Origin of the sequence: Marinobacter sp. EN3 (genome assembly GCF_000475315.1) — a bacterium.
Lineage (GTDB): Bacteria > Pseudomonadota > Gammaproteobacteria > Pseudomonadales > Oleiphilaceae > Marinobacter > Marinobacter nauticus.
In genome coordinates, this window is sequence record NZ_AXCC01000001.1 from 132600 (window position 1) to 146387 (window position 13788).

Here is a 13788-nt window from a genome sequence, read left to right on the forward strand (position 1 = left end):
GTGATGTACTGATTAAATCAGGGCAGAAACTGGGCTTTCAAGTCGGCGCAGCCTGGCCCCACTACAGGCATATCCAGCAGTACAGCCTGAGAAGTCATAAAGGGAATGCCCTGCCGATGGCCATCCACCAACAGAGTGGAGAAGCTACCCACAAATGGCATGTGGGAAACCAGCATCAATGGTGAAACCTGGTTGTCCAGAAACTCATCCAGACAACGGCCAGGGTCATCATCGGGTGTGATAAAGGCTTTTTCCTGGACCGGGCAATTCAGCACTTCCGCCACAATCGCGGCGGTTTGCCGGGCCCGAACATAGGGGCTGGACCAGATCTGGGCGGGACGCCACGGGGAAGAGGCAATTTGCGCCGCCACGGCTGCCACGCCGCGGCGACCCGCCTCGGTCAGCTCACGCTCCTGATCCAGCGAATGCCAGCCGGCCTCACCATGGCGCATAACAATCAGATGCACGTGCCTCTCCTTCAGGATGACAATCCCGGGTCACTGGGTAATGGTGCGCGGCAGAATGAACTCCACATCAGAGTTCTGCACGGCCATCATCAGGCTGTTGATCACTGCATTGATGGAAGCGCTTTCATAGAGAATCTCGTAAAGCCCCCGTACCAGAGGCATGTAGATGCCAATAGCCTCAGATTTTTCCCGTACCAGTTTCAGGGTATAGATACCTTCGGCCACCTGCCCCAGCTCCTGCACGGCTTCTTCCAGCTTCTGGCCCTTGCCAATGGCGTAACCAACCCGGAAATTCCGGCTTTTGCTGGAGGTACAGGTGGCAATCAGGTCGCCAACACCTGCAAGGCCCATAAAGGTCATCGGGTTGGCGCCAAGGCTAACCGCAAAACGGCTCATTTCGGCCAGGCCACGGGTAATCAGCATGGCTTTCGCATTCTCGCCCATGTTCAGGGCCGATGCCAGGCCGGCAACAATGGCGTAGATATTCTTAAGTGCGCCGGCCAGTTCCACACCGTAGACATCAACATTGGCGTAAACCCGAAAGTATTCGCAGCCCAGCAGTTCCTGCACTGTGCGGCGCACATCCGGGTCTTTTGCTGCGATCACGGTGGCGGTCAGTTCCCGGTTGACGATCTCGCCAGCCAGGTTCGGCCCGCTCAGAACGCCGGAGCGGCATCTGGGGAGTTCCTCCAGCAGAATTTCGCTCATCAACTTGAAACCATGCTCTTCAATGCCTTTGGTCAGGCTGACGACGATCTGGCCATCGCGGAACGCGCTGCTGTGTTCGCGAATGACCGACCGGAACGCTTTTGACGGGATGGCAACCAGCACGATCTCCGCCTTGCGCACGGCTTCGGCCAGGTCTGTTGTCGGCTGAATATCGCCCTCTAGGGTAACGGCAGGCATATACCGGCGGTTAATGCGGGTACTGCGGATTTCCTCTGCCTGGGCTTCATCGCGCATCCAGAAGTGCACAACGTGGCCGTTTTCGCCCAGTACTTTTGCCATGGCAGTGCCGAAGCTGCCGCCGCCAAGTACTGCCACATCGTAGGAATTCGCCCCGTGATTACCGGGCGTCGGGTTATCAGGCATAAACGTTCCGTTCTGTTTCTGTCAGGGTCAGGCCCGGTGCAGGACTGGCGTTTCAGCCAGTTTCCTCGCATTCCAGCGCCCGTACCAGATTCTTGAATTCTTCCCTGTTCCGGCTATTCATGCCCATCAGTACTTTATGGGCATCAAGAACTTTATCGCGAACCTGCTGTTCGCTCGCCTTGAGCACGGGGATTTCTTCGAGTTCTTCAATTCGGGAAGCTGGCTCACGGACAATAATGAAAATCTTGTCGAAGCCCATGGACGTAATAATGCGGGTGATATCGGGGTTGGTGGAAATCAGCGTTGGCAGAAAATGACTTTGTTTCTGCGCCGCCAGCGCAATCTTGGCCAGCAGGCCAAGCGTTGTGCTGTCGATGATTTCCGTCTCGGTGAGATCGATAACCACGGTTTTGAATGCCGGATCACGGGTTATGGACTCAACCAGATTGTCCAGCGTCGAACACAGGTTCAGCCGGATTTCCCCAATAAACTTCAGGACGTATATTCCCTGCTGTTCTGCTTGCAGGATTTTATAACCAGCCATTTTTCACACTGCCACTAAGTCGACGACGTGTTATCTGACCCGTTTATGGTATCAGTTACCGATACTATCGCGATATCGTCAGGCAGCTCCGAGATCTTATCCAGCCCCAGAGCGTCGCTCAGCGATGCGATAGTGTGACTACCTCCTGAAACGAGTTCAAGTAGTCTGTTCTCCTTTTCATCCAGAGATTTGGCCGGGATCACTTCCAACAGGCCATCGGAGAACAACAACAGCCTGAATGGTCGGTCCAGCTTCACCTGGTAAAGTTCCCATTCCGGCGTTTCAAACAGCCCTACCGGCAGCCCGCTGCCTTCCAGAAAACGGGTTTCACCGTCTTCAAAAGACAGAATGGGCATCGGGAAATGCGCCCCAACCGCATAACTCAATGTACGTTCAGTCGTTGAAATGATGCCAACAAACACGGTGACATGCTTGCCAAGCCCTGTATCCAACAGCTCTGAGTTGATGCGCTCCAGGAAACGTTCCGGGTGCAGGATGTCTTCACTGGACTGACGCCGAAGATTCCGCTGCAAACGATTGGTGAGGTTTCGCAGTAACACGGTAACGAATGCGGAACTGGCGCCATGGCCAGAAACGTCGGCGATATAAACGAGGACCTTGTCTTCACTGATGCGAAAATAGTCGAGAAAATCGCCACTGAGATACAGGGACGGCTTGATGAGGTAATCAACGCTGAGCCCGGAAAGCGTGAGCTGATGGTCTGGCAGCATTTTTAGCTGCACCTTGCGACCGGCATTCTGATCGGCCCTTAGCTCGGCAATACCGTTGCGCAGGTCCCGGTTGGCTTCTTCCAGTTCCTGCCGGTACAACTGGTTCAGGCGGTTTACCCTGACCCGGTCAAACAACTTGCCGATAACGTCGTCCAGTGCATTGCGGTCGTCATTGCAGGGTTTGAGCACGACATCGGCGGCTCCGGCCCGCATGGCCTGGACCACATCGGCGCTGGACTGGCTGCTGGTGCAGGCCACTATCGGCGTGAAACTTTCTGTTTCATCAAGGCGCCGGGACAGGTCTCTGATCGCCTCTGGAGGGAGATCTGCAAAGATCACATCCGGGATATTGTCGTCGAACAATCCTCGGGCAGCGTTTACCCCCGCTGCACCAGTTACGTAAAACCCCCGCGCCTCCAGGTAACGGGACAGATCGGCTCGGGCCTGTTCATCGGCGTCAATTATCAGAATGCGCTCGGTGCGCGAGGTCATGTTGGCTGCCCTAAACTACCAGCGGTAAAGAAAAAAGGCTTTATATGGCCTATTCTGGCATGCCCCTGTGATATAACAAGGCCGCAATCATCATTTTGGGAGAATTGTAACCATGAGACGTGCCGTTAATGATCTGCTCGGAGCCTATGACAAACTGATCATGGACCCGGTGCATGGCGGTATCCCGCTCTACCGGCACGAAATCCAGGTGATTGACCACCCTCTGTTCCAGCGCTTGCGCAACATCTGCCAGAACGACATTCTGAGCCTGGTTTTCCCCGGCGCCACGCATTCCCGTTTCCTGCACAGCATCGGGGTGATGCATGTGGGCACGCGGATGTTCCGGGCCATGATCGATGCTTACCTTCGGGAACGACAGCTGAGTGAGCAGACCGATCTCAGCCTGAGCCAGCTCGATGCCATTGATTACCTCGCCAAAACCATCCGGCTTGGCTGCTTGCTGCACGACAGCGGCCACTCCAGTTTCTCCCATCAGTTCACCCAGGCCCGGAAGATTCGCGACCTGATGTCTCGTCCTGAACGGTTCCGGGATTTGTGGGAAGGCGTCGACTATTCCGCCTACCACGCCAGTGAACCGGAAGAGCTGGAGCATGAACACTACTCTGTTCGAGTCGCCCATGACGTACTCTCGTCTGTGGATCTGGAGAGCGCCGGGCTGGCTGCCATCGATGTCATCGGCATTATGGAAACCACCGATGTTACGCCCAGCGAAACCTTCTGCCGCCACGCCCAGACCTTCTGGGAATTTATCGCTGGTGATGATGCCATTGCCGGCAATATTCCGCCCCGGGATGTACCGCAGCTGGTGATGGGCCTGCTGTCATCCATCGTATCGGGGGAGATTGATGCGGACCGGGCCGATTACATGTTGCGGGACGGCTTCCACAGCTCGGTCACCATCGGCGGTTTCAATCTCGATCACCTGCTGAGCAACCTGCGGTTCGGCTGGGACGTTTCTGAACCCTGGATGGGGCTTGCGATTACACAGAAAGGCCTGGGCGCCCTGGAAGACTTCGTGTACAGCCGCCACCAGATGTATCGCAAGGTATATGCGCACAAGACCGCTCTGGGCTTCGACTGGTTGCTGCGTGAGGCCATTAACGAAGTGCTGGAGGACCCGGAAAGCTTCGACTGGGTGGATACCTGCCTGAGCAACATGAAATGGTTTGCCGAGCTGACCGATAACTTTTTCTGGGAAGCCTTCCGCAAGGTGGCCCGCCGGGAGCCCAGGAGCTACTCGTTCTGCATTGTGAACCGCGTGAAGCTGGACCATATCGACACACGAGAGAATCTGGGCAAGACCGAAATCCTGAACCACAGCCGCTGGCTGGCATCGGAGCTGGGCATTAACCCGGACAACGTGGTGACCTGCTCCATGAAGGCCCGCTTCTCGAACATTCAGGACAACTTCAACGGCATCAAGGTGCTGGTGAAGAACCCGATCACCCGGGAGCGCAGCCTGAGGAATATCACCGAAGTGAGTGCGTTCTTCTCAAAGTTCGGCGACGGCACCATCACCCATTTCTACCGGCGGCCGGAAGTGGCAGAAAAAGCTCCCTCCGACCTGACCGAGTAACGCAGATTACTGTTCAGGGCTGTCGGCCATCACCTGCACCAGTTGCGAGGCACTTTCCCAGGCGCCTTCAACCCGGCCGCCCGCCAGCCAGTCGCCTGCCAGACCAATGCCAGTATTCTGGTCGAAAAGATAGCCGGGGTTATCGGCGGCTTCCGACCGTGCGTACAGCCAACGATGAGGTACCCAGTCATCCGGAGCCTCTTCATGCCCGGCCAGTGCCTTGAATTCCGCCAGCAGAGCTTCAGCAATGCTTTCCGGAGCGTCATCCACGTGCTGATGTGTCCACTCGGGGTTAGCGTGCAGCACCCACCACTGGCCCTCGTCTTCGCGGCCGGGTTTGGAGGAGTTGTTGGCCACCCAGAACAACACGTCCGAGTTGGGGCGCGCAGCATCGAACGGGAAATCAACGGAGCGATTAAAATGGGCAGCTACCGCCCAGCACGGCAGGATATTACCCACGTGTCCAGCCAGCCCTTCCGCCATCGCATCAAGCCCGCTGTCCCGCAATAGTTCCTGAGCCTGCGCCGGTGGCGCCGTGATCACGACCTGATCAAAGCCGTCGTAGTGCTGCCCATCGCTACCGGTGAGCTGCCATTTCGAATCTTCTTTCGACAATCGGACGATTCGAACACCGGATGCCAGCGTAATGTGTTCAGAAAGAGCCCGGGAAATGGCCGTCATTCGCGGAGTACCAACAAACCGGTGTTCCTCCGGAAACGCCTGCCAGCTGCCCCCTTCCGTCTGATAGCCGAACCGGGCATTCCAGCTCTGGTAGCTCTGGGGCCCGGCCCAGCGATCCAGAAACCGGGTGAAGCCGGGATTGCGGGAAGTGAAGTATTGCGCGCCGATATCGGCGGAGCCGTTCGCTACGCGCTTGGACGCCAGACGACCACCGGGGCCGCGACTTTTCTCGAATACTCGGACATTATGGCCCGAATCGCCAAGAAGAATTGCAGCCGTCAGCCCCGCCAGCCCTGAACCAATAACCGCGATGCTGCGTATTGATGTGGTGTCTGATGTTACTTCACGCATGGTTGTATATGACCCGAGTAAATAGTTGGTTAACAAACATTCTGAGATGGTTCGATTCCGAAGCTGGATCAGATCACCTGGATACGGACTCCCGCACCTTTAACTGGGTACGAGTCCTTCCCTTCATCGCTCTCCACCTTGCCTGTTTGCTGGCACTTTACACCGGTGTCAGTACCTTCGCAGTGGTTTTTGCCGTTGCATTCTTCCTGGTAAGGATGTTCGCGATCACGGGCTTCTACCATCGCTATTTCTCCCACAAAACCTTCAAAACCAGCCGGCCTGCACAGTTCGCGTTTGCCATTCTGGGGGCCAGCGCGGCCCAGCGGGGTCCTTTGTGGTGGGCCGCGCACCACCGGCATCATCACCAGCACTCGGACAATGAGCAGGATCTGCACTCACCACACCAGGGCGGGTTCTGGTGGTCCCATATGGGATGGTTCACCTGTGATGCGGGCTTTGCGATGGATGAACGCAGGGTGCGCGACTGGCTGAAATTCCCGGAACTCAGGTTCATCAACCGTTTTGACTCTCTAATACCCGCTGCGTTCGCGGTTGCTATTTACCTGTTTGGCGAGGCACTGGCCCTGTGGGCGCCCGAGCTCGGCACCAACGGGCTTCAGCTCCTGGTATGGGGTTTCTTCATATCAACCGTGGTGCTTTTTCACGCAACGGTTTCGATCAACTCCCTGTCACACGTCTGGGGTAAAAGACGGTTTGAGACCGATGACGACAGCCGCAACAATTTCTGGCTGGCTCTGATCACCCTGGGCGAGGGCTGGCACAATAACCACCACCGCTGGCCGCAATCGGTACGCCAGGGTTTCCGCTGGTACGAAATTGATGTGACTTGGTATGGCCTGTGGTTGCTTTCCAAGCTGGGCATTATCTGGGATCTTAATCCGATTCCGGCTCATATCCAGAAAGAAACCCGGGAACTGGACAACAAGAGGAGGAACCGCTCATGACGACGTCTGCCTCTGCCATTGAAGTCGGGGCACCGGATTCAGGATTGCCCGTGGTACTGGACCGTTTCTGTTCGCTGTATAACGCGCTCGACAAAGGCAATCTCAACAAGCTCCAGCAGGTATACGGCGAGGATATCGAGTTTCAGGATCCTTTTGGTCGGGTACATGGCCTTGATCAGCTGACCGAATACATGGCGAGCGCCTACGGCAACGTTATCCGCTGCCAGTTCCGTTTCCATGAACCCGTCATTCAGGAATGCTGGTGCAGCCTGCCCTGGGTGATGGAACTTCAACACAAGCGTGTTCGCGGCGGCAAGCCGGTGTTTGTAGAAGGCATCAGCCACCTGGAAATCCGGGACGGGAAAGTGCGGTATCACCGGGACTATTTCGACGCCGGCCAGCTATTGTATGAAAACCTGCCCGTATTGGGCCGGATGATTCGTTGGGTAAAGGAGCAGGCGGGATGAGCCAATTGCTGTCATCACCCAGCAACATCTGGTTAACCGGCGCCTCATCCGGTATTGGCGAAGCGCTGGTTCACGAACTCGCCGGTGCCGGTCACAAACTGATTGTGACCGGCCGCCGGCAGGAGCCATTGGATGAGCTGTTGCAAACCTTCCCGAACCAGATAGCCGCCGCCGCTGCGGACACCACCAGCAAGAATGACTTGCAGGGGGTCAAGTCGCAGCTTGACCACTTTGGCGACCTGGACATGGTCATTCTGAACGCCGGTACCTGTGAGTATCTGGAAGTGGCGGAATACAACAGCGATGTCATTGCCAACAACGTGACCACCAACGTGATCGGCACGGCGCGCTGCCTGGATATTGCCCTGCCGGCTCTGCGTGCGACCCGCGCCAAAGGCAAGCCGGCTACTCTGGTGATTGTGAGTTCTTCGGCCTGGTGGTTTCCGTTCGGGCGGGCCGAGGGCTATGGCGCCTCCAAGGCGGCGCTTACCTATTTTGCACAGTCACTGAGAGCCGATCTGGCGGCCGAGGGGATTCGGGTGGTGGTGGTATCCCCGGGGTTTGTCAAAACGCCATTGACGGACCGAAACGATTTTCCCATGCCGTTCATCATCTCAGCCGGGGATGCGGCTCGACGAATTCGCACCGGGCTTGAGAAAGGCCGGAACGAAATCGCGTTCCCGAAACGCTTTACCTGGTCCCTGAAGCTGCTAGCCGCCCTGCCCCAGGGAGTCATCGACCGCATGGCCGCCTCCATGGCCCGTAAAACCGATCATTGAAGTTTGACCACAGGAAATACCTTGCATGAATCAGGAACGTCAGCGAATTGCCGTGATTGGCGCTGGAGTATCAGGTTTAACAGCCGCCTGGCTGCTGGCCGACAAGCACGATGTGCATGTGTTTGAAGCCGGCGACTATGCCGGAGGCCACACCAACACGGAACAGGTTGAAGCTGGTGGTCGCACCTGGCCGGTGAATACCGGTTTTATTGTGTTCAACGACTGGACCTACCCCAACTTCATCAAGTTGATGGATCGGCTCGGGGTGGCCTCTGAAGTGAGCAACATGAGTTTCAGCGTGGACTGCCATGCCAGTGGACTGCAGTACAACGGCACCAGTCTGAACACCCTGTTCGCCCAGCGCCGGAATCTGTTTAATCTGAATTTCCTGAAAATGATCCGGGAGATTCTCCGGTTCAACAAGGAAACCCGGGCCGACCTGGCCGCAGGCACCATTCCGGATGGCGAGACACTCGGGGAATACCTGAACCGCAACGGCTACAGCCGGTACTTCCGAAACTACTACATTGTCCCCATGGGTGCGGCTATCTGGTCTGCGCCGGAGATTGTGCTGGAACAGTTCCCAATCCGGTTTTTCCTGCAGTTCTTTAACAACCACGGCATGTTATCCGTGGATGACCGGCCCACCTGGCGAGTGATTTCCGGAGGTTCGGCTACCTACGTAAACCGGATGATGGACAAGCTGGGCGAACGTATCCATCTGAACAGCCCGGTAACTTCGGTAAAACGGGATGACGAGGGCGTTACCCTAACGGCCAACGGACAGGAACATCGTTTTGACCAGGTCATTTTCGGCTGCCACAGTGACCAGGCCCTGGCCATGCTGGACGACGCCACTGACGATGAGAGAAGCATCCTCGGAGCCATCGCATATCAGAAGAACGACGTGGTTCTGCACACGGACGCCAGCGTACTGCCCTCGAACCGTCTGGCCTGGGCCGCCTGGAATTACATGATCCCGGAACACAGCACGCAACCGGTTTCCGTAACCTACAACATGAACGTTCTTCAGAACTTCGACGACGCTCCGGAAACCTTTTGCGTCACCCTGAACCGCAGTCGGGATATTAATCCGGAAAAAGTGATCAAACGGTTTGAATACGATCACCCCGTCTTCACACTGGACGCCGTTGCCGCACAGGAGCGTTACGATGACATCGGTAACCGGAACCGCACCCACTTTTGCGGTGCCTACTGGTTCAATGGCTTTCACGAAGACGGTGTGCGCAGCGCACTGAGGGTTACCCGGGCGTTCGGGGTGGAGCTCTGATTATGGCCAGTGAATGGCTCGAAGGCACCATAAGGCATCGGCGCAAGCTACCGGTCCAGCATGAATTCAGCTACAGCATCGGAATGCTCGCCCTCGACCTTGACGACTGGTCCACGGTAACCAGAACCAGCCCGTTTTTTTCCCTCGAACGTTTTAACTGGCTGGGGCTCTACCGGCGGGATTACCTTGACCCGGAAGTGCCCAGCCTGCGCCAGGCCGTATTCAACCGCGTTAAAAGCGCCACTGGTTGGGCACCGGACGGGCCAATAGAACTGGTTACCCACCCACGCTATCTTGGCTACATTTTCAATCCGGTCAGCTTTTACCTTTGCTATGAAAGGGGCTGCAGGCCGGAAGCAGGCGCCATACCCAGAGTGATCGTCGCCCAGATAACCAATACACCCTGGAAGCAGCGCCATGTGTACTGCATGGAGTGCATCCAGCCAGGGCCAGGCTCCGATAGCGCCTGGCATACCGAGCGTTTTGCCTTCAGCAAACGCTTCCACGTGTCGCCATTTAACGGCATGAACCAGCACTACCAGTGGCTGTTCAGTTTTCGCGGCAAGGACATGCGCGTTCACATGAATGTGGAAGAGGAAGGCCGCAAGCATTTTGATGCCACGCTGGTAGTCCAACGCACCCCTCTTGATCGTAAAACCCTGCACAGGAGCCTGAGACGGTTTCCCCTGGAAACCATCAAAGGCATTGCCGGTATTTACTGGAATGCCCTGAAGCTGAAACTCAAAGGGGCACCCTTTTACACCCACCCGGACAAACTCGATGCAACCGACAGCGCCTACCAGCGCGGTATCGAAGATCTGGGGCTGGACGTAACGGAAAAAGCACCGGCGCAACAAGACAACGCATTTGATTCGGCAGGAAGGGTAAGCTCATGGAGAACCTGAACACCTCGGTTGAACACCAGCGCACTGGAAACACGGGGCTTTCGTTGATCAGCCGTGTCGCAAAGAGCCTGGTTTGCCAGCAGCTGGCGCAGCTTGGTCATGGCAAGCTTGTGATCAGGGAGGCAGGTGCACAGGACCTTGTATTCGGTGATGGCGATGAACGCTATCCCCAGGCCGAGTTGGTAATCCACAATCACAGCACCTGGCGGGATCTGGTGACCGGTGGCAGCATCGGTGCTGCTGAATCCTACGTGGCAGGTGACTGGAGCTCACCAGACCTGACCGCCCTGCTCCGGTTTTTTACCCGTAATATCGACACCATGAACCGGTTCGAAGACCGCTTTGCCTGGATCAGCAAACCTGCGCTCAAGGCGCTGCACTGGCTGAACCGCAACACCCCGGAAGGCTCCCGCAAGAACATCAGCGCCCACTACGATCTGGGCAATGACCTGTTCCGCCTGTTCCTGGACCCGACCATGATGTATTCCTCCGCCATTTACCCCCGCGAGGATGCAACCCTGGAAGAAGCGGCCGTTCACAAGCTGGATACCATCTGCCGGAAGCTGGATTTGAGGCCGGAGGACCGGGTGGTGGAAATCGGTACTGGCTGGGGTGGCTTTGCCATTCACGCCGCCAAACACTTTGGCTGCCATGTCACCACAACCACCATTTCCAGGGAGCAGCTGGAGCTGGCCCAGGCGCGAGTGAAAGCGGAAGGTCTGGAAGACAGGATTACGCTGTTGTTTGACGACTACCGCGATCTGCAGGGACAGTTCGACAAACTGGTGTCCATCGAGATGATCGAAGCCGTTGGCCCCCAGTTCCTGGACAGCTACCTGTCCCAAATCAGCCACCTGCTGAAGCCGGATGGCCTGGCGCTGATTCAGGCCATTAACATGCCGGAACAGCGTTACCACCGGGCATTGAAGAATGTGGATTTCATCCAGCGTTACATTTTCCCCGGCAGCTTTATCCCATCGTTTGGCGCTATTCTTGGCTCTATGAACCGGGGCTCAGACCTGGTACTGACCCATGCCGAAGACTTCGGCTTTCACTACGCCCGAACGCTGAGGGACTGGTGTGATCGGTTCATGGTGTGCCGTCAGGAACTGGAACAGCTGGGATACGACCAGGCCTTCCAGCGCCTGTGGCATTTCTATTTCGCGTACTGCGAAGCTGGCTTCAGCGAGCGGGCAATTGGCGTTGCCCATCTGGTCATGGCCAAGCCGGCCAACAAACGCGCGAACATTCTGAGTGTATGATCACTTCAAAAACAGCCCGTAACCTGCTGAACTTTATACTGTTCCAGGCAGGCTGGCTGGCCTGCGTGCTGTACCCCGGGCTAGCTACGGTGGGGCTGATCCTGGTGTTCCTGGGCCTGCATCTTGCTCTGGTCAGTCAACGGCGGTTTTCCGAACTGCAGTTTATTGGCTTTGGCGTGGTGCTCGGCGGATTGATGGATACACTCTGGTTCCGAACCGGGGTGCTGGCCCTGGATTCCGGAAAAGAGGTGCTGGCTGCCCCGCCCTGGCTCATCGCGATCTGGACCATCTTCATGACCACCCTGTGCCATTCCCTGGGCTGGATCAGCCAGCGCCAGTGGCTGCCGTGGGCTCTGGCCCCCATTGCCGGCCCCTTTGCCTATTGGTCCGCCAGCCAGCTCGGTATAGTGGCGCTGCCGGACCTGACACTTTCCCTGGTCGCCATGGCCGTCGGCTGGTTCGTCCTGTTTCCTTTGCTGCTGTTCATTCGCAAGGCCCTGTACGCGGAGCTGGAAACATGAAACTCGCTGGTTCGACGTTCCTTACCCTACTCCTGACAGCAGCCGCATCCCCCGTGTCTGGCCAGGTATTTGAATTTTCAGGTACGGCCAAACAGGATGGGAAGGTGCTTTACCAGGAGGATCATCGAATCGAAGGCACGTGTTCCGAAGGCGTCTTTGACCCGGTTGACCACCAGGTTTCCTACCGGAATCCGGAAAGCGGAGACGCATTCGCCAGTAAATCGCTGTCTTACAATAACTCCGCGTTTCGGCCCCGGGTAGAGTTCCGCCAGCCAGCATTCGGTGAAGCGTTAACCATCACCTACCCGCAGGAGCAGGCTCTCAGTATTGCCTGGCAGGAGCCAACGGGCGAGACTCGAGAATTCACGGTGCCGTTCGACCAGCAGCTGGTGGTGGATTCAGGGTTTGACTACTTTGTCCGGGCCAACTGGGAACGTATCCGGCAAGGCGAATCAGTGGAGTTCCGGTTTCTGGCGCCCACCCGGGGGGAGCACTACGGTTTTGTTCTCGAGCCAGCCACCTCCGTCAAGGTGGACGCAGACCTGACCGTGCAGATCCGCCCCACCAGCCTGTTGTTACGGGTTCTCGTTGACCCTATCGTGCTGGGGTACAACTCAGACGGTGCATTGACCGACTATCTGGGGTTAACCAACATCCGGCAAGATGCCGAATCCAACCACATCGCCCACATTCGCTATCAGGTTGCCCGCTTACCGGATTGTGAACTGACACGGTAATCTGGTCGCAGCTGCCAGACGGCACCCGCCCTGGGGTGTGTTAAACTCCGAAAAAATTTTTCCGGAGATTCTGCGCCCATGATGTTTGTGTCGTTCAATGTGAACAGTATCCGCACCCGCCTGCATCAGCTCAAAGCCGTGATTCAGCAGCTTAATCCGGATGTCATCGGTCTTCAGGAAACCAAGGTCACTGATGAGGAATTCCCGGTCGGGGCCATTCGCGAGCTCGGTTATCACGTTCACTTTCATGGCCAGAAAACCCACTACGGTGTTGCCCTGTTATCCCGCGCGGAGCCGGAAGAGGTTCTCAAAGGCTACCCCTCCGATGGTGAAGACTCCCAGCGGCGCCTGATTACCGGCCATTTCACCGTTAACGGCGAGCCCCTGACCGTCATCAACGGTTATTTCCCCCAGGGGGAAAGCCGGGACCACCCTGTAAAGTTTCCTGCCAAGGAAAAGTTCTACGCCGACCTGATGGCCTACCTGGACGAATTGGCCAAGAAACCCGGCCATATTATGGTAATGGGCGACATGAACATATCGCCCACAGACCGCGACATCGGCATTGGCGCCGACAATGCAAAACGCTGGTTGCGTTCGGGAAAATGCAGTTTCCTGCCGGAAGAGCGGGAATGGCTTGGGCAGGTTGAACAACGGGGCTTTACCGATGTATTCCGCCATCTGCACCCGGACGAAGCCAACACCTTCAGCTGGTTTGACTATCGCAGCAAAGGCTTTGAGCGTGACCCGAGGCGAGGCCTGCGCATTGACCTGATCATGGCCAGTGACAGCCTCCTGCCCAAGGCAAAAGCAGCAGGAGTGTCCTACGATATCCGGGCCATGGAGCGACCATCCGATCACTGCCCGGTGTGGGCCTCATTCGACCTCTGATTGACCAGGCCATTA

General features: G+C 56.8%; 15 protein-coding genes. 10 read left to right on the forward strand and 5 right to left on the reverse strand.

Annotated features, from left to right (window positions below; translation table 11 throughout):
- Nucleotides 1-17 precede the first annotated feature (17 nt).
- Genes Q675_RS20135 through Q675_RS20150 form a run of 4 tightly spaced genes read right to left on the reverse strand, consistent with a single transcriptional unit; the run spans nt 18 to nt 3326 of the window.
- Entirely contained in the window at nt 18-467 is a 450-nt protein-coding gene (locus Q675_RS20135) for a SixA phosphatase family protein (protein ID WP_023010287.1), read from the reverse strand.
- Between the two features lie 30 nt (nt 468-497).
- Nucleotides 498-1559: an NAD(P)H-dependent glycerol-3-phosphate dehydrogenase gene (locus tag Q675_RS20140; protein ID WP_023010288.1), complete on the reverse strand. Its 1062-nt coding sequence runs from the start codon at nt 1557-1559 to the stop codon at nt 498-500.
- 52 nt (nt 1560-1611) lie between these two features.
- Nucleotides 1612-2103, reverse strand: coding sequence for an STAS domain-containing protein (locus Q675_RS20145; protein WP_011784965.1), 492 nt, complete (start codon nt 2101-2103; stop codon nt 1612-1614).
- 14 nt (nt 2104-2117) lie between these two features.
- Nucleotides 2118-3326 (reverse strand): PP2C family protein-serine/threonine phosphatase, encoded by a 1209-nt coding sequence (locus tag Q675_RS20150; RefSeq protein ID WP_023010289.1) that lies wholly within the window; start codon nt 3324-3326, stop codon nt 2118-2120.
- A gap of 112 nt (nt 3327-3438) precedes the next feature.
- Here Q675_RS20150 and Q675_RS20155 point away from each other — a divergent pair, with 112 nt between their 5' ends.
- Complete coding sequence (locus Q675_RS20155; protein WP_023010290.1) at nt 3439-4923, forward strand: HD domain-containing protein; 1485 nt, start codon at nt 3439-3441, stop codon at nt 4921-4923.
- A gap of 6 nt (nt 4924-4929) precedes the next feature.
- Here Q675_RS20155 and Q675_RS20160 read toward each other — a convergent pair whose 3' ends face one another.
- Nucleotides 4930-5955, reverse strand: a complete 1026-nt coding sequence (locus Q675_RS20160; protein WP_023010291.1) for an NAD(P)/FAD-dependent oxidoreductase — start codon at nt 5953-5955, stop codon at nt 4930-4932.
- 8 nt (nt 5956-5963) lie between these two features.
- Between Q675_RS20160 and Q675_RS20165 the strand changes: the two genes are divergently transcribed.
- The 9 genes from Q675_RS20165 to xthA all read left to right on the forward strand — a co-directional run bounded on the left by Q675_RS20165 (nt 5964) and on the right by xthA (nt 13773).
- On the forward strand, nt 5964-6920 hold the full coding sequence (locus Q675_RS20165) for an acyl-CoA desaturase (protein WP_023010292.1): 957 nt from the start codon (nt 5964-5966) through the stop codon (nt 6918-6920).
- Entirely contained in the window at nt 6917-7387 is a 471-nt protein-coding gene (locus tag Q675_RS20170; RefSeq protein WP_023010293.1) for a nuclear transport factor 2 family protein, read from the forward strand. The genes Q675_RS20165 and Q675_RS20170 overlap by 4 nt, the downstream gene beginning before the upstream one ends.
- Nucleotides 7384-8166 carry an SDR family NAD(P)-dependent oxidoreductase gene (locus tag Q675_RS20175; RefSeq protein WP_023010294.1) on the forward strand — a complete coding sequence of 261 codons (783 nt, stop codon included), beginning with the start codon at nt 7384-7386 and terminating at the stop codon, nt 8164-8166. Before Q675_RS20170 ends, Q675_RS20175 begins: the two co-directional genes overlap by 4 nt.
- Before the next feature lie 25 nt (nt 8167-8191).
- A complete protein-coding gene (locus Q675_RS20180) occupies nt 8192-9457 on the forward strand; it encodes an NAD(P)/FAD-dependent oxidoreductase (RefSeq protein ID WP_023010295.1) in 1266 nt (421 codons plus the stop codon).
- Nucleotides 9458-9459: 2 nt separating this feature from the next.
- Nucleotides 9460-10362, forward strand: a complete 903-nt coding sequence (locus tag Q675_RS20185; RefSeq protein WP_023010296.1) for a DUF1365 domain-containing protein — start codon at nt 9460-9462, stop codon at nt 10360-10362.
- Nucleotides 10350-11624 carry an SAM-dependent methyltransferase gene (locus Q675_RS20190; RefSeq protein ID WP_023010297.1) on the forward strand — a complete coding sequence of 425 codons (1275 nt, stop codon included), beginning with the start codon at nt 10350-10352 and terminating at the stop codon, nt 11622-11624. The genes Q675_RS20185 and Q675_RS20190 overlap by 13 nt, the downstream gene beginning before the upstream one ends.
- On the forward strand, nt 11621-12145 hold the full coding sequence (locus Q675_RS20195) for a DUF2878 domain-containing protein (protein WP_023010298.1): 525 nt from the start codon (nt 11621-11623) through the stop codon (nt 12143-12145). Before Q675_RS20190 ends, Q675_RS20195 begins: the two co-directional genes overlap by 4 nt.
- The gene (locus Q675_RS20200; RefSeq protein ID WP_023010299.1) at nt 12142-12882 is read left to right on the forward strand and encodes a hypothetical protein; all 741 of its coding nucleotides are present in this window, start codon (nt 12142-12144) and stop codon (nt 12880-12882) included. Before Q675_RS20195 ends, Q675_RS20200 begins: the two co-directional genes overlap by 4 nt.
- Nucleotides 12883-12960: 78 nt before the next feature.
- Nucleotides 12961-13773 carry an exodeoxyribonuclease III gene (gene xthA, locus Q675_RS20205; RefSeq protein ID WP_023010300.1) on the forward strand — a complete coding sequence of 271 codons (813 nt, stop codon included), beginning with the start codon at nt 12961-12963 and terminating at the stop codon, nt 13771-13773.
- Nucleotides 13774-13788 lie beyond the last annotated feature (15 nt).

What these genes read in the sequence shown, in the direction of transcription:
- Q675_RS20155 (WP_023010290.1), top strand. Translation starts at nt 3,439, where the DNA reads ATGAGACGTGCCGTTAATGATCTGCTCGGAGCCTATGACAAACTGATC.
- Q675_RS20165 (WP_023010292.1), top strand. Translation starts at nt 5,964, where the DNA reads ATGACCCGAGTAAATAGTTGGTTAACAAACATTCTGAGATGGTTCGAT.
- Q675_RS20170 (WP_023010293.1), top strand. Translation starts at nt 6,917, where the DNA reads ATGACGACGTCTGCCTCTGCCATTGAAGTCGGGGCACCGGATTCAGGA.
- Q675_RS20185 (WP_023010296.1), top strand. Translation starts at nt 9,460, where the DNA reads ATGGCCAGTGAATGGCTCGAAGGCACCATAAGGCATCGGCGCAAGCTA.
- xthA (WP_023010300.1), top strand. Translation starts at nt 12,961, where the DNA reads ATGATGTTTGTGTCGTTCAATGTGAACAGTATCCGCACCCGCCTGCAT.
- Q675_RS20195 (WP_023010298.1), top strand. Translation starts at nt 11,621, where the DNA reads ATGATCACTTCAAAAACAGCCCGTAACCTGCTGAACTTTATACTGTTC.
- Q675_RS20190 (WP_023010297.1), top strand. Translation starts at nt 10,350, where the DNA reads ATGGAGAACCTGAACACCTCGGTTGAACACCAGCGCACTGGAAACACG.
- Q675_RS20175 (WP_023010294.1), top strand. Translation starts at nt 7,384, where the DNA reads ATGAGCCAATTGCTGTCATCACCCAGCAACATCTGGTTAACCGGCGCC.
- Q675_RS20160 (WP_023010291.1), bottom strand. Translation starts at nt 5,955, where the DNA reads ATGCGTGAAGTAACATCAGACACCACATCAATACGCAGCATCGCGGTT.
- Q675_RS20140 (WP_023010288.1), bottom strand. Translation starts at nt 1,559, where the DNA reads ATGCCTGATAACCCGACGCCCGGTAATCACGGGGCGAATTCCTACGAT.
- Q675_RS20145 (WP_011784965.1), bottom strand. Translation starts at nt 2,103, where the DNA reads ATGGCTGGTTATAAAATCCTGCAAGCAGAACAGCAGGGAATATACGTC.
- Q675_RS20200 (WP_023010299.1), top strand. Translation starts at nt 12,142, where the DNA reads ATGAAACTCGCTGGTTCGACGTTCCTTACCCTACTCCTGACAGCAGCC.
- Q675_RS20150 (WP_023010289.1), bottom strand. Translation starts at nt 3,326, where the DNA reads ATGACCTCGCGCACCGAGCGCATTCTGATAATTGACGCCGATGAACAG.
- Q675_RS20180 (WP_023010295.1), top strand. Translation starts at nt 8,192, where the DNA reads ATGAATCAGGAACGTCAGCGAATTGCCGTGATTGGCGCTGGAGTATCA.